This is a genomic window from Chitinophaga niabensis (assembly GCF_900129465.1).
Lineage (GTDB): Bacteria > Bacteroidota > Bacteroidia > Chitinophagales > Chitinophagaceae > Chitinophaga > Chitinophaga niabensis.
The window spans coordinates 3,309,675-3,326,390 of sequence record NZ_FSRA01000001.1 but is presented as its reverse complement, the minus strand read 5'-3'; the positions used below and the strand labels follow the sequence as shown (position 1 = coordinate 3,326,390).

General features: G+C 45.9%; 9 protein-coding genes. 4 read left to right on the top strand and 5 right to left on the bottom strand.

What is annotated here, in order from left to right; translation table 11 throughout:
• Positions 1 to 6: 6 nt before the first annotated feature.
• A complete protein-coding gene (locus BUR42_RS13105; protein ID WP_084185547.1) occupies positions 7 to 5,748 on the top strand; it encodes an FISUMP domain-containing protein in 5,742 nt (1,913 codons plus the stop codon).
• Here BUR42_RS13105 and BUR42_RS13100 read toward each other — a convergent pair.
• From BUR42_RS13100 to BUR42_RS13090, 3 genes are read right to left on the bottom strand one after another with little or no spacing between them, the layout of a single operon-like run.
• A complete protein-coding gene (locus tag BUR42_RS13100; protein ID WP_074239662.1) occupies positions 5,735 to 6,547 on the bottom strand; it encodes a serine O-acetyltransferase in 813 nt (270 codons plus the stop codon). The genes BUR42_RS13105 and BUR42_RS13100 overlap by 14 nt on opposite strands.
• Positions 6,547 to 8,187 carry a family 2A encapsulin nanocompartment cargo protein cysteine desulfurase gene (locus BUR42_RS13095; RefSeq protein ID WP_074239661.1) on the bottom strand — a complete coding sequence of 547 codons (1,641 nt, stop codon included), beginning with the start codon at positions 8,185 to 8,187 and terminating at the stop codon, positions 6,547 to 6,549. Before BUR42_RS13095 ends, BUR42_RS13100 begins: the two co-directional genes overlap by 1 nt.
• Positions 8,171 to 9,091, bottom strand: coding sequence for a family 2A encapsulin nanocompartment shell protein (locus tag BUR42_RS13090; RefSeq protein WP_074239660.1), 921 nt, complete (start codon positions 9,089 to 9,091; stop codon positions 8,171 to 8,173). Before BUR42_RS13090 ends, BUR42_RS13095 begins: the two co-directional genes overlap by 17 nt.
• Positions 9,092 to 9,219: 128 nt before the next feature.
• On the opposite strand from BUR42_RS13090, the gene BUR42_RS13085 reads away from it, so the two are divergent.
• Positions 9,220 to 9,894 (top strand): NAD-dependent epimerase/dehydratase family protein, encoded by a 675-nt coding sequence (locus tag BUR42_RS13085; RefSeq protein ID WP_074239659.1) that lies wholly within the window; start codon positions 9,220 to 9,222, stop codon positions 9,892 to 9,894.
• On the opposite strand, the gene BUR42_RS13080 is transcribed toward BUR42_RS13085, so the two are convergent.
• A complete protein-coding gene (locus BUR42_RS13080; RefSeq protein WP_159442263.1) occupies positions 9,887 to 10,951 on the bottom strand; it encodes a FecR family protein in 1,065 nt (354 codons plus the stop codon). The two genes, BUR42_RS13085 and BUR42_RS13080, sit on opposite strands and share 8 nt — an antisense overlap.
• 73 nt (positions 10,952 to 11,024) lie before the next feature.
• Entirely contained in the window at positions 11,025 to 11,540 is a 516-nt protein-coding gene (locus BUR42_RS13075) for an RNA polymerase sigma-70 factor (RefSeq protein WP_074239657.1), read from the bottom strand.
• 249 nt (positions 11,541 to 11,789) lie between these two features.
• Here BUR42_RS13075 and BUR42_RS13070 point away from each other — a divergent pair, with 249 nt between their 5' ends.
• Positions 11,790 to 15,338 carry a SusC/RagA family TonB-linked outer membrane protein gene (locus tag BUR42_RS13070; RefSeq protein ID WP_084185546.1) on the top strand — a complete coding sequence of 1,183 codons (3,549 nt, stop codon included), beginning with the start codon at positions 11,790 to 11,792 and terminating at the stop codon, positions 15,336 to 15,338.
• A 9-nt stretch (positions 15,339 to 15,347) separates the two neighbouring features.
• Entirely contained in the window at positions 15,348 to 16,697 is a 1,350-nt protein-coding gene (locus BUR42_RS13065) for a RagB/SusD family nutrient uptake outer membrane protein (protein ID WP_074239655.1), read from the top strand.
• Positions 16,698 to 16,716: the final 19 nt, after the last annotated feature.

The following is a 16,716-nucleotide window of genomic DNA, read 5'->3' as shown; positions in this document are numbered from 1 at the left end:
TATCCTATGCCTACTACGTACCTGCTTAGACTTACCTCATTACTATTATTAGTAGCCCAGACCGCCTTGAGCCAGACGGCGCCTCCTAAACCTGTATTGCATTGGCCACTTAACCAGGCCCAGGGCTATACAGATTTCCTTCTCGACCTGAGATGGACTGCTGCGCCGGCCAATAATATTGTATACGATGTTTATATAGGTACTGATCCCGCTCAGCTGCGGGTATTTGCAGAAAACGCGGTTGCCGATTTCGCTAATGATTCCTGCGTGGTGTACCAGGTAGAGGATACCTTTCATCTGCTTGCATTCTATCCGCCTGATCAGCTATCAACACTTTACTGGAAGATAGTAGCGAAGGATAATGCAGGAGGCTCAACAGCAAGTGATGTATGGAGCTTTACCATGGGCAGGCAAAATATGTATCCCCCGGATGCCCCCACACAACCGGTACCGGCAAACAATGCAGTGAACATTTCCCGTTCTCCTTTATTGCAATGGACCGGTGGTACAGACCCTGACGGGGATACACCTGTATATGACCTTTACCTGTCAACCAATTCACAGCCTGCTGCTACGGACTGCATCGCTACAGGGCTTGCGGGTACCAGCTTCCAGGTGAATACACCCACAAAAGGGAATACCACTTATTACTGGAAAGTAGTGGCGAAAGACCCCGGAGGCCTTGAGTCCTACAGTAATGTATGGAAGTTCGCCACAATGAATACGCCACCACCCGTTGTAACGCAATCATTTCCCGCACACCAGGCGGTTGATGTGGATTATAATCTTTCGCTCACATGGGAGAAGGCTATAGATGAAGACAATGATACAGTGCGTTACGAACTCTGGTATGGTACCGGCGCAGTTCCGGACAGGATGCAGGCAACTAATGATCTGTCTGTAGCCTTAAACCTGCCGGCTAATACTACCTATAACTGGAAAGTGGTGGCCATAGATACGAAAGGTGGACGTTCGGAAAGTGGTATCCATACTTTCACTACTAAAAATAATACAGGTAACACATCCCCTGCATCACCACAATTGCTAAGTCCTTTGAATAACAGCACAGGTATCCTCTTCCAGCAGACCATGCAGTGGAATGCTGCTGCGGACCCTGACAGTGATCCTGTAAAATACATCGTATACATGGGGACCACACAAAGTAATATGATGGCCGTAAGCACCGGTTTAACCAATACCTCCTTCCTGCCGCCTGTGTTATCCGGCAAAACCTATTACTGGAAAGTAGCAGCTTATGATGGTAAAGGCGGGGTAACGGAAAGCAGCATCTGGCAATTTGCCACTACCACAGATGATCCGGGATTAACGAACTTCCGTTTTTACTACCGCTTTTCTGATCCCACACAAATATACCGGTACGACCCGGCTACATTGTCTCCCGCTTTTGATCTGAACACTTTTGATTACACCGCTATAGGAAGGACCATCTTCAAAGATGCCGTTGCCCTTGTATTGGATTACAGCGATCCATCCACAGTAGTCAGCTTTGATCTTCCTTCTTCTTTAACAGTTACAGAAGGCATCACTTACAACTACGGCCTTCCATTTGGTGCTACTAAATACTACATGATCAGCGGAACTTTTGCCACAAGTAATATTATCACGGTACATCTGCAGGCGGGAGTAGCAAAACGTTCTTACACCATTAATGCGAAGATCAATGTAAAACCAACAAGGCCAATGCTGCTGGAACCTGCCAATAGCGCCGGCAACGTAAGTATTACGCCGGAATTGAAATGGACGGACGGGGATGACCCTGATGGCGGCGCAGTTACGTACAGGGTATATTTGGGGGTTTCTTCGAACCAGTTAACCCCGCGGGGTTTCACCAATACCAAATCTTATCCCATTACTCCGGCACTGTCAGGTTCACAACGTTATTACTGGAAAGTGATTGCATACGATCCCCAGGGTGAATCAACAGAAAGCGATATACATACTTTTGTCACAGAGAAAATAGTAACACCCACAGTTCCTTCACTTGAATATCCGCGGGAGATCTCTGTTTATGTGGAAACAGATGTAACACTGGCATGGAGTTATGTAAATGATCCTGCGATCACCTATGATGTGTACCTGGATACGAAGTCAACGCCGGACCGCATAGCGCAGGGCATCACGGGTAAGACCTACAGGATATCAAACCTGCTGCCGAATACAACCTATTACTGGAAGGTGGTTGCCAGGGACCAGCAGGGTGGGACCATCAGCAGTACCATAAGGAAGTTCCTGACAAAACCGCTCAACGGCAATGAAACAGGCACATTTACGGATACACGGGATGGGCAGATCTACCAGTGGATACGCCTCAACGGAGAGAAATGGATGGTGCATAACCTGGCCTACCAGCCGGATGCGAAAGATGGATATTATGGATACGATGTTTGGAATGAGATCAGCAGGGACAAGAATTATGCAGCCCTAAACAATAATAATGCGAACATTAGTAAATATGGTTACCTCTATACCTGGGCAGCGGCTATGGATTTTGATAACCTGCCGGATACAGCCAGGAATATCCGGGGTGTTTGCCCATGTGGCTGGCATGTTCCCGCTATAGAGGATTGGGATAAACTTTATCCGCTTACAAATAACAAACCAGCCATGATGCACTACAGCACATGGAGTTATTCCGGAAAGGAAAACGAATGGTTAAACAGCAGCGGTTTTAGCTGGTTGCCTTCCGGTTTCTTTAATGGTTTTAGCGGCCAGTTTGAGACCAACGCCAACCAGGTATGGATCGCTCAGCGGGACAGGAAAGTCACTAACCAGCGGGGGATTTCCTACAGTCAGCAAAACAACTTCTACTTTAGCACCAACAATAATATTTATGGGGCGGCATCGGTACGTTGTGTGAAAAATACCGCCGATAATCGTCCTCCTGCCGTACCGCTATTGCAAAGCCCGCTGAACAATAGCCAGCATGTACCTTTCAACGGGCAACTGCAATGGAATGCGGCAACAGACCCGGATAACGGAGATATTGTGGTGTATGACCTGTATATTGATACTGTTGAGGTACCTGTAAAACTTGTTCAGCAGGGTATCTCTGCCACTACCTACCAGTTGTCAGAACTGGAGCCGGGTAAAAAATACTACTGGAGTGTAAGAGCACGTGATACTTCCGGAGAGATCGCAGAAAGTGCTGTATGGTCATTTACCAGCCAGGTTAATACAACCAATACTGCACCTCCCGCACCTCAACTGATAGCACCGGCACATCAAAGTACAGCCACTGGTGCTTTTCAGTGGACAGCAGTTACAGACCCTGACGGAGATGCGGTAGTATATCATTTTTATATAGGCGTTCAACGGGCAAATCTGCAATTGACAGCCAGGGACCTTAACACTACATCCTACCAGGTAAATGATCTCATTGCCGGCATCACCTATTACTGGAAAGTGGTAGCAACTGATGCACATGGCGGAAGATCAGAAAGCACCGTTGGAGAATTTACTACCTTGAACCATCCCCCGGCTGTGCCAGTATTATTAGCCCCAGTCGATGGCGTGGAAGGTGTTCCCCTGCAGCAGGACCTTTCATGGACTGCTGTTACAGACCCCGACGGAGATAAGGTGTATTACAAATTAATGTTCGGAACTTCTCCGGCAATGTTGGGAGAATGGAGTACAGATCCTACTGCCACCCGTTATGCCATTCCATGGAGCTACCTGCAAACTAACACCGTCTATTACTGGAAAGTGATCGCTACAGATGGTAAAGGGGGAGAAGCGGAAACAGCGGTGCGCAGTTTTAAAACCAATGGCGGTCCGGCTGCCGGTGATGTTCCTGTTCTTATCAGCCCACTTAACTGGGCCGTTAATATCGATGCAAATCCTCTCCTTAAATGGACAAAGCCAGGTGATAATTTAAGGTACGATCTTTATGTAGGGGTGGAAAGTATGAGCCTTAGCCTGGTAGCAAATGACATTACAGATACATCTTTTGTGGTAACACAGTTATACGGTGCCAATAAACTGAAGCCGCACAGTATTTATTTCTGGAAAGTGATCGCAAAAGCTAATAATAATTCTACCCTTATCAGGGAATCTGCCGTATGCCGGTTCACTACCCAGAATAATCTACCTTCCAAGCCAATACTTACAAATCCTTCTGCTTCTGCTCCTTCAACACTTCGCTGGACGGCAGCCACAGATCCTGATAATGATATCCTGGTATATGATGTATACTTCGGCACGGCCCCTGATCCTGCTGCAACCATTGCAACAGATCTGCAGTTGCTGCAGCATACTATAGCTGCCCTGGCGCCGGGTACTTATTATTGGAAGGTGGTGGTGAAAGATGCATACGGTGGTTCAACATCCAGCGATATAAGCAGCTTTACTGTACAACCGCCTGTACCTAACACGCCACCTGCGGCGCCGGTACTGGTGACGCCTGAAAACGGGAAACGCCTTTCTGCTGCTTCAGCTTTGCTTACATGGAATGCTGCGCAGGATGCAGAGAATGATGTACTGGTATATGATGTATACCTGGATAAAGGCCGGCAGCCTGTTACGAAGGTTGCACAGTCACTTACCGGCTTATCCTTTACCGCTTCGCCTATTGAGAATAATAGTGTTTACTACTGGAAAGTAATAGCACGTGATCCTTCCGGCGGAGAAGGCATCAGCCAGGTGTTTTCCTTTACCGGGCTTAATGAGGCACCCTCCATACCTGTGTTACAAACGCCCGTTAATAACAGTGATATCAATACTGCAACAGCAACCCTTACCTGGTCTTCCAGTACAGATGCAGATAGTGGTCCGGTTGAGTATGATGTTTATTTCGGTACAACTTTACAAAAGGCAGCAACGGTAAGCACGAATACATTCACTACACCTACGCTTACAGCCAATACTACTTATTACTGGAAGGTAGTGGCAAGAGATCCGCAGCAGGCCACTGCTGAAAGTGCAGTGTGGTCATTCACGTATAAGGTACCGGTTGTGAACCAGCCTCCTGCTGCACCACAATTGGTAACGCCGGCAGATCAAAGTAAAATAGCCGCAACACAGCCGGTTGTATTTACCTGGACAGCCGCCACAGATCCTGAGAACGGCCCTGTTACCTACGATCTGTATCTGTCAGATGTGAAAGTAGCAGAAGGGCTCACAACATTAAGTTATACGCATACGCTGGCCGCCGGTATTTATACCTGGAAGGTAGTGGCAAAGGACGATCACAACAACAACACAACAAGTGCAGCCCGCAGTTTTACCACAGTGAATGCCTTTACAATTTCCGGTAAAGTAACTTATGCAACAGGGCGCGGATTACCGGATATATTGCTCAGTTCCCTGGTGAAAACAGATAATAATGGGAATTACAGCGTAAGTGTGCCTGCAGGCTGGAGCGGTACGTTTAAACCAGTATTCTGGAGTTATGAATTTGAACCGAAGGAGATGGTGTATACTAATGTGCTCGCAGACTTCAGTGCACAGGATTACGTGGTGAAAGTGATCACGGCCGTAAATGACCCGGTGCTGGATTCACTGGTTAAAGTGCAGCCAAACCCAACTTCCGGGCCAGTGGAGATCATTCTGCCAATATCCCTTCATACCTGGCAGCTGGAAGTGCATGATATAAAAGGGGTGCTGGTACATCAACAAAAGATAGCCGGCAATGCCGGGAGATTACAGGTCCGTATTCCTGGTAAAGGCGTCTTTTTATTAAGGCTCAGCCATCAGCAAAAAACGATCGTGAGAAAGATCATTGTACTTTAACATCTATCCTTAACTGATGCGTGTTAAATACATTGGAATAAGGATGTACACTTTTTGTAAGGAACACACTACCCCCGATAATACTATTATGCCCGATCACCGTATTACCGCCTAATATGGTGGTCCGGGCATAAATAATTACATTATCTTCTACTGTGGGATGCCGCTTGGTGGCAGAGAGATCTTTACTCACCTGCGATGCGCCAAGGGTTACACCCTGGTAGATACTTACATTCTTTCCGATAATACTGGTGGCGCCTATTACGATGCCTGTGCCATGATCAATAAAGAAAGGTACATCTATGCTGGCATTGGGGTGTATGTCCACACCTGTTTTACCATGTGCATGTTCACTCAGTATCCTTGGAAGGATGGGCACATGCAGTTGTGTTAACCTGTGTGCGATCCGGTACACCGCAATAGCATAAAAACCCGGATAGGACACGATCACTTCCTGTATGCTGGTAGCCGCAGGGTCGCATTCATACGTTTTACTGGCATCCTGCCGCAGGCTCTGGTAAATAGATTCCAGGGAATCATAAAAGGCATCCACCGTTTTTTCTATGTCAATGTCTTTCGGGTCCAGGTAACTGAGCAGCAGGTTCACCAAATCTATCTGATTCTTCTTGAGGATCCCCAGGTATTTGGATTGTTTGTTCAAATGATTGTTGGGGAAGAGGAACTCATAAAGCGCATTCAGCCAGTTGATAGCATCAATGGTAGAGGGGCTGGCCTCCCATTCAGCTTTATGCGTATGATGCAACAGGGAAATAAAGGTATGGATATGTTCGTTTTCCATCAGTGTCTGTGTCTGCTTTGAAGACGATGTAATGTGGCCACAAGCGTATCAATATCCGAGCAGGTATTATAAAATGCCAGGGAAGGGCGGACGGTGCTTTCCACGCCAAACCTCCTGAGGATGGGCTGTGCGCAGTGATGGCCTGAACGTACCGCAATGCCTTCCTTATTCAATGCCGCACCTACTTCTTCCGTTTTAAATCCTTCCAGTACAAATGAAAGTACACTGGCTTTTTCCGCGGCAGTGCCTATGAGCCTCAGGCCGGGAACTTCTTTCAATAATTTAGTGCCGTAAAGCAGTAAGGTATGTTCATACTGGTTGATAAGATCAATGCCGATCTTACTCACGTAATCCAATGCAGCACCTAAACCTACTGCATCTGCAATATTGCCGGTGCCTGCTTCAAACCTGCCGGGTGCAGGATGGAACTGTGAATGTTCAAATGTAACATCCACTATCATATTACCACCGCCCTGCCAGGGCTGGGCCTGGTTAAGCAGTTCTTCTTTACCATACACAACTCCGATGCCGGTAGGCCCGAATATTTTATGTCCGGAAAAAACAAACCAGTCTGCATCCAGGTCCTGCACATCTGCACGCAGATGGGAAACAGATTGGGCTCCATCTACCAGTACTTTTGCGCCAGCCTGGTGTGCCAGTTCCGTGATCTGTTTTGCAGGTGTGATAGTGCCCAATGCATTAGATACCTGGGTGAAGGATACCAGTTTCGTTTTACTGTTCAACAGTTTTGTGTACTCGGAGAGGATCAGCTGCCCGTCTTCATCTACCGGTATTATCCGTAGCTTGAGCCCTTTGCGGAGTGCCAGTTGCTGCCAGGGCACAATATTAGCATGATGTTCCAGGTGGCTGAGAATGATCTCATCCCCGGCCTGCAAATGCTGTTCTCCCCAGCTCTTCGCAACGAGGTTGATCCCTTCCGTTGCGCCCCTTACAAAAATGATCTCGTTCGGGGAACGTGCGTTCAGGAAGTGCTGCACTTTGGATCGTGCGGTTTCATATGCATCCGTAGCTTTTGCAGCAAGCGCATGTGCGGCCCTGTGAATATTAGAGTTCTCGTGCTGGTAAAAGTAACTGATGCGGTCTATTACCTGTTTGGGTTTTTGCGTGGTGGCGGCATTGTCCAGCCATATCAGCGGGCGTCCATTCACACGTTCCTGCAGGATGGGGAAATCCTGTTTGATGCGGTTCACATCAAAAGGCGGTGTTGCAGCAGCTACCTGTTTGGTTGGCAGGAAATAGTAGTCAGTGCCAACCGCTCCCGAAAAAGGTAACTGCCCTGTTGGAACAAAAGTCTGAATACCTTTTAATAATTCCACCCATTCAAAAGAATGATCTCCCTGGAAAGGAATATCCTCTTTTGGATGGGGTAACTGATAACTGGAAGGGGATACGCCGCTCCCTGCCACAGATTTAGGTATGCCACCTGAAAGATTAGGATCAGGCAGGCTGGTTTGCGGATCATTGAGATCTACATTATTTCCGGGATGCAATGCCGGATCATGTTTTGCCACAGCAGGCGGCGCAACACTTTCACCCGGCAAGGCCGTGAAGAACTGGTTCGCTAATTGCTGCAGCAGCGATGCATCCGGAAAGCCAGGTATGTTAGTACTTGTACTCATGGTAATTTCCAATTTCTACATCGTCCAGTACAGCGATAGCATCATCTACCAGCACAGATAATGAACAATATAATGACACCAGGTAAGAGGCAATAGCTTTATCGTTGATACCCATGAAGCGCACGGAAAGTCCCGGAGACTGTTCTCCCGGAAGGCCCGGCTGGAAAAGACCCACTACGCCCTGGCGGCTTTCGCCTGTTCTGATCAGCAGGATCTTTGAAGTGTTGTTTTCAATAGGTACTTTATCCGAAGGGATCAATGGAATGCCCCTCCATGTAATGAACTGGGAGCCGAAAAGAGAAACAGTAGGAGGGGGAACACCTCTGCGGGTACATTCCCTTCCGAATGCCGCAATAGTTAAGGGGTGTAATAAAAAGAACCCCGGCTCTTTCCAGACCTTTGTGATCAGTTCATCCAGGTCGTCAGGTGTGGGTGGCCCTTTACGGGTCTTGATCCTTTGAGATGGCGCAATGCTGTGCAGCAGGCCATATTCTACGTTGTTGATCAGTTCGCTTTCCTGTCTTTCTTTAATGGTTTCAATCGTCAAACGTAATTGTTCGCTGATCTGGTTGTACGGTTTGCTGTAAAGATCAGACACACGGGTGTGTACATCCAGTACCGTATTTACAGCGCTTAATAAATACTCCCGTGGGTTTTCAATGTAATCCACATAGGTGGTAGGGAGGATCCTTTCGTCCCGGGCGGAACAATCAACCTGTACACTACTGGCATCCTTTACCTTGTTCACCCTGTAAATACCTGATTCCACAGGTATCCAGCTTAAGAGGTGCGTAAGCCATCTGGGTGTGATGATGGAGAGCTGGGGGACGGTCCTGGTGGCAATGGCAAGCTGGCGCGCAGCTACATCGCCTAAAGCGGTCTGCTTGGCTGGTTGTTGAGACATTTGGGTTGTTTTTTATGGTGGTTTAATATGTCTCGCCTAAGATAGTCTATAAAATTGATAGACTAATAGAATGCGCATAAAATTTATTAAAAATCTCAGTTTCCCGGCTTTCTCCCTACATTTGGCTGATGAATAAAGACTTAAGGGTAATTATTACAGGAGCCACCGGCATGGTGGGAGAGGGCGTACTGCATGAATGCCTGCAAAGCCCTGATATTACTGCCGTACTGTTGATCAACAGGAAGCCTTCAGGGGTTACACATCCCAAGCTGAAAGAGGTCATTCATAGCGATTTTTTTGAGCTGTCTTCCATTGAAGGGCAATTGAGCGGGTATGATGCCTGTTACTTCTGCCTGGGCGTATCGGCCATTGGAATGAACGAAGAAGATTATTACAGGATGACCTATACGCTAACGCTGTACATAGCACAGGTGCTGAGCAAAGCCAATCCTGAAATGGTGTTTTGTTATGTTTCCGGTTCGGGAACAGACAGTTCTGAGAAAGGCCGGGTGATGTGGGCGAGGGTAAAAGGTAAAACAGAGAATGATCTCATGAACCTCCCTTTCAAAAAAGTATATGCATTCCGACCCGGTTACATGCAGCCAACAAAGGGCCTGAAGAATGTGAAGAAGTACTACCATTATATGAGTTGGATGTATCCCTTCTTCAGAGCGGTGTTCCCTTCTTTTGTGAGTACCTTAAAGGAACTGGGGCAGGCAATGATAGCGGTTACAAAGGATGGTTATCCCAAGAAGGTATTGGAAGTAAAAGATATTATTAAGCTGGCGAAGACTGCTACTTAAAATGTAATACTCCTTCTTTATCGAAATAATAATCGATCGCTGTGGTGCTTTTCAGGTTCTCCAGGAAAGTATGAATAGGTTTATTCCTGTTCACCAGCCCGCTGAAAAGATCTTTGCCAACGTCAGCCCTGTCCATCACTACGGCAATACCGAACCATCTTGGCAGTACTTCCGTTATCTCGTGCAGACTGGCATTGTTGAAGTAATAAATGCCTTTCCGCCAGCCTAATACTTCTTCTGCATCAAAACTGCGGGATGCCAGTGAAGTAGTGTTCTGCCATATGGCTTCCTGTCCGGGAGAGAGCTGCAGCTCCTGGTTACCTGCTTTCATTTTTATGGCTCCTTCTACCAATGCTATCTTCAGCAGTTTGGGATCATAAGTGTTCACATTAAATTCCGTACCCAGCACCTGTACTGTGGATGCACCTGCCTGTACAATGAAAGGCCGGTTAACGTCCGGGGCTATTTTCAGATAGGCTTCGCCATTGATCTTTATTTCCCTGGTGCTGGCGCTGAACCGGAAAGGGAAGTCTAGTGTAGTGGCACTGTTCATCCAAACCTGGGAGCCATCCGGCAGATCAATCTTATAATCCATACCAATGGGCACGGTGAGGCTGTTCCAGCCACCGGGAGCTTCGTTTCCTGCAGTATAGGACATGGAGTTGCCGGATTTGGAAAACTGTGTGCCTGCCATGGTGATGGTACCTGGTGTACCGGAAAGCTGCAGGGTTTCACCATTGGATAATTTAAGTACGATGCCGTGGCTTTGTACCACTGCTGCCCGTTTAGGCTGGAAGAGCCAGCTGGCGGCCAATGCACATACGCCTATGATTGCTGCTGCAACCAGGGCGCGTTGGATGGTGAATACTTTGTTTTTTGTGGTGATGGCTTTCCAGGGCTTTTTGTTGTACCTGGCAAAACGGGTATCAATGTCTTTGGGGTTATATGCATTGAGCAGTTCATTCCATTGGAGTTGAACTACGGGATCATTCTTTATAAGATTATCCAGCCACACTTCTTCCTCCGCGTCTATCAGGCCGGATAGCTTAAGGGTCATTAGTCTGAAGATATGTTCACCATTCATCTGCATCGTTATTAATACCGTTTTATGAAGTGTTAGGAGTAAGCGATCAATGAATATTCCTGAGATAATTACGTAAAGCTTTTAGTGCCAGCTGCATTTGCTTCTTTACTGTTTTCTCACTGATGTTCATTTCATCTGCGATCTCCTTCCTGCTTTTATCCATGAGGTAGGCGCTCTGAAATACCTGGCTTTGCCGGGGTGGTAATTGCCCGATGGCATCTTCCAGTTGGTTTTTAAGCTCTGTATTTTCCAGTTTATTATCGGGAGAGGTAACAGGCAGCGGCATGGCCAGGAACCTGTTAAGCCGCTTCAGGCGCGTATCTTCTTTAGCCATCCTGTTGAGACAGCGGTTTTTGATACTTACAAAAAGGTAATTCAGCATGGCTTCCCTGCTGCTGGTGGGAATGTTTTTGTAGGATTGTCGCTGCCAGAGATCGATAAAGAATTCCTGCACGATCTCCTCTGCTTCCTGTTCATTTTGCAGGATGCCTACGGCCACTACCATTAACCACCGCCGGTAGGTAATATAAAGGTGGTTGAAATCAATATATCCATCATTCATGCATAGAAAATAGCTGGTTCGCTACTAAAGAATGTTTTGTCAGAAGCCAGGAGGCGGGTAAAAGTACCAATTTTAAATTATTATTAAAAAAATCCTCCTGCACTTACTCCCCGGTTTGTTAATAGCTGTCTTATAATTAATCATGTGAATTATCTCCATCTACCTGTGAATATTATTTTCTTCATCATTTAGCGCGAGACGGTGGAGATATGCCACTATTAGAAGGATCAACCAATTACACGCTATTGTATGCAACTATTCCGCAATTGTTTACGCAGTTATCTACTGTGCCTGATGATGCTTTGCTCTGGCATCGCACACGCAGGACCAGCCTGGCAGAAAGATGCCGTTATTACGTTGCAGGCCAGGGAGATCACGCTGGGAAAGATCTTCAAGGCTATTTTACAGCAAACCGGTATCAAGATCATGTATGCCGGTAAAATGGTCAACGAACAGGAAGTATATACCGGTGTGCGGTTTAAAGCCACCAAACTGGAAGACGCATTACAATTCCTCTTCAAAGGCAAAGGGCTGGAATGGATCTACCGGGATGAGGTGATCATCCTCCGACCGAAAGCTACTGCCGTTCCTTCTTCAGACAGTATCCCCGTTCTGAATATTTCCGGAAGAGTGCTGGATGAAACGGGTATACCATTACCGGGGGCTACGGTTTTAGTGAAAGGTATGGGGAAAGGAACAGCTGCTGATGCGCTGGGGAATTTCAGGGTGCAGGGAGTGCCTTCCAATGCTACACTTGCAGTAAGTTTTACAGGATTCGAGCAGCAGGAGATCTCTTTGGAAGGGCGCTCTGAATTAGCACTGGCTTTAAAGCGCCAGGTGAAAGAGATCAATAAAGTGGAAGTGTTTTCCACCGGGTACCAGGATGTACCGAAGGAGAGAGCCACCGGTTCTTTTGAGTTTGTGAATAATGAGGAATTGAACAGGCGGGTGGGGAGTGATATTTTGAGCCGGCTGGAAGGAGTAACTACCAGTGTGTTCTTTGACAGGCGGGGAATGCCTCCAAGCCAGAATGGAATAGCAGTGAACAACCTGATCATTCGTGGCCTGAGTACTTTAAGTGCAGATCTGAAAGCGCCATTAGTGGTGGTAGATAATTTTCCTTATGATGGAAATATAAAAAACATTAACCCTAACGATGTAGAGAATATCACCATCTTAAAGGATGCGGCTGCCGCATCTATCTGGGGAGCCAGGGCTGCAAATGGTGTAATTGTGATCACCACAAAAAAAGGGCAGTTCAATCAGCCGGTAAAATTATCCTTTAATTCAAACATCAGTATAACCGAAAAACCTGATCTGTTTCATCTTCCCAAAATGTCTTCTTCAGAGGTGATTGATGTGGAAACCTTTCTGTTTGGGCAAGGCTATTACAATAGCATCATCAACAACAGCCAGTATCCATACATGACAGCAGCTACCGAAATTTTATTGAAAAGGAGGTCCGGCCTTATTTCTGCAGCTGACTCCGCATCGTTACTGGATGCATTGCGGCAACGCGATGTTCGCCATGATTTTGACCGCTACATTTATCGCACAGCCGTGAGCCAGCAGTATGCCCTGAACTTAAGCGGGGGGAGTGATAAAATGAAATACCTTTTGTCTGCAGGATATGATAAAACCCCCAGCATCCTGAAAGGAGATGATTATAATAGGATTACGGTGAACACTGATAACAGCTTTACACCAATAAAAAAACTTACAATACAATTTGGTGTCAGATATACTAATGCAACGGCAAGAGATAACAGCCCGGGTGATTATGGCTCGCCTGCCTTTACGATAGGGGGGAAGGCATTGCCTTCCTATTCAAAACTAGCGGATGAAGATGGCCGGTTTTTATCCATTCCCTATAAATACCGGGAAGGATACACAGATACAGCTGGTGCAGGCAGGCTTTTGGATTGGAAGTACCGCCCGCTTGAGGAACTGGATAATGCTGACTTTACAACAAAAGAAAGGGAGTTTGTATTGAGTACGGGCCTTAATTATAAACTAACAAATTATATAAGCCTTCAGGCAAGTTACCAGTATCAGTTTGCCAATGTTGTCCGCAGCAATCATTATAATGCCAGGTCCTGGTATGCCCGGGACCTTATTAACCTTTATACCAATTTCAATAGTACAGTTCCGGCTTTAAGGAATCCCATACCATTAGGGGGGATCCTGGATGAAGCTATAGATGGCCGGTTGGCGCACATGGGCAGAGGACAGGTTAATTTTAATCATTCCTGGCAGCAGAAACATCAGTTAATCGGGCTGATAGGGGGAGAGATAAGAGAAAGGATCGTAACAACAACTACTAAAAGGTCATACGGATATGATGAAAACAGGCTGAGTACATCACTGGTGGATTATATTAATACTTTCCCGCAATATGGAAACAGGGGGCCTGCTTTTATCCCGGCGGGATCAAATGATTATGCAAAAACAACTGACCACTTTGTTTCATTCTTTGGAAACGCAGCTTATACATATGACAGCAGGTATACTATTTCGATGAGCGGCAGAAGGGATGCTGCTAACCAGTTTGGTGTGGATGTGAATGATCAATGGAAACCTTTTTGGTCTGCAGGAGGCTCCTGGAATATTTCAAACGAGCCTTTTTTCAAGGTAAAGGCAATTTCCTATTTGAAGCTGAGAGTTACTTACGGATACCAGGGGAATGTTAATAATACCCTTTCCCCTAATACAATAATTTCTTATGCAAATGGCAATTCCACCTCTAATAATATTCCATTTGCAAATATTGCCACACCGGCGAACCCAGGATTGAGCTGGGAAACGGTTAAACAGTTAAATGCTGGTATCGATTTTCGCATCATAGGAAATGTACTGTCAGGAAGTATGGATGTATATCAGAAAAAAGCCGATAATTTAATACTGGCAGTACCTATGGACCTGACCACAGGTGTTAATAACATTATGAAGAACAGCGCCGGCATGAAAGGTAGCGGGTTGGATGTGCTGATAAGCAGTATTAATTTCAGGAGGGCATTTCAATGGAAAACAGATCTGGCATTTAGTTATGTATCTAATAAGGTTACAGACCTGGTGAGTAATGGCAGCCTTCCGAGAGCGAGCGATGTTGTGATAAATGCGGGAACATCCATAAGGCCCCGCATAGACCGTACGCCTTATGCATTGTTCAGTTACCCTTTTGCCGGACTGGACCCTCTTACAGGAAATCCACAGGGCTATTCTGGGAAGAAGTTAAGCACTAATTATGTTGAACTGGGGAATCAGCGTTCAGATACCGCAAACCTGGTATACCATGGCACTGCTATTCCAACGATATTTGGTAACCTCAACAATACTTTCAGCTACAAGGGTATTTCATTAACGATAAATGCCAGTTATCGCTTCAATTATTATTTCAGGAAAAATACCATATCCTATAATGCCTTATTTGCTAATGGGGCAACGCATCCTGATTTTTCCAAAAGATGGAAACAGCCGGGAGATGAGAAGGTCACGAACGTTCCTTCCATGATATATCCTATCTCTAATGCTCTCAGGGATAATTTCTATGGAAATTCATCTGTGAACATTCTCCGGGGAGATAATATCAGGTTAAACTATATCCGGCTGGGATATGATATAAGCCAGGAACTAACACGGAAGATACGGATCAAATATATGCAGCTTTATGCCAGCATTGACAACCTGGGGATCTTATGGAGGAAGAACAAAGAAGGGCTTGATCCCGATTACGATGCAGGGAATACTGCCTATATGCCACCTAAAAAGATGGTTTTCGGATTAAGGATGGATTTTTAATTTGAAATTATGAGCATGAACACTAAATATCTCTGCATACTCTTCTTCCTGCTGAATTCTTTCGCCTGCAAAAAATTCCTGGAAACAAAATCTGCACAAAGATTAGCAACACCTGATAACTTAAATGATCTTCAGCTACTGCTTGATAACCCTATCCTGCAGGTTGGATTAAATGCGATCAATACAGGTACGGATGAGTACAATGTATTATATAGCAACTGGCAAAGCCTTTCAGATAATAATAAACGGGCTTATGTATGGGACCCGGAGCTGAATAATTCCAATGATTGGAGCGGGCCTTATAAGGGTGTATTCTATGCAAATACCGTTCTTTTTAACCTGGAAAGGATCAGGGGAGGAGATGATATCACCCGGAATAATATCAGGGGTGCTGCATTATTTACCAGGGGATTCCTGTTCTATTTCATTGCCCAGCAGTTTGCTCCGCAGTATGACGAAGCAACTGCCGGAACCGATCTGGGAATTGTACTGAGGTTAAATGCAGATTTTAATGAAGTGAGTGTAAGATCTACCGTTAAACAAACCTATCAGCAGATCATAAACGACCTGGAAGCTGCCGTAAAGTTATTGCCGGAAGATCAGCTGTTAAAGTCCAGACCTGGTAAGGCTGCTGCTCTGGCTATGCTTGCCCGTGTTTATTTGCAGACCGGTGATTTTAAAAAGGCTGGCGAAAACGCGGATGCCTGCCTTAAGATCAATAATAAATTGATCGATTATAATTCCCTGGCATTAACCGCCACTTTTCCCCTGGGCCTTTTCAGTAAGAACGATGAGATGCTTTTCTATTTCAAGGCCAGCACGGAAGTGCCGGTTAGCGGAGATGAAACAAGGGCAAGGGTTGATTCAAACCTGTATAGGTCATATGATCCCAATGATCTGAGAAAGAAGGCGTTCTTTAAAGACAATGGTAATGGAACTTTTGCCTTTAAAGGCAGTTATACCGGGGAGAAAACATTGTTCAACGGCATTGCTACGGATGAGGTTTACCTGATCAGAGCGGAGTGTAATGCAAGGATGAATAATGCTGTTGCAGCCATGGAAGATCTGAATGCCTTACTGCAGAAACGTTGGGCATCCGGGAAATATGCAGTATTGAGCAACCTTTCGCCGGATCAGGTACTTCAGGTGACATTACAGGAAAGAAAGAAGGAATTATTATGCCGTGGAATACGCTGGTCTGATCTAAAGCGGTTGAATAAAGATAACCGGTTTGCTATGACCTTAAAAAGAGAATTGAATGGCCAGGTATATTTATTGCCGCCAAATGATCTGCGATATACTGTTTTGATCCCAACGGATATTATTTTCCTCACAGGTATACCGCAGAATCCGCGGTAACTATTAATTATCAATTTAT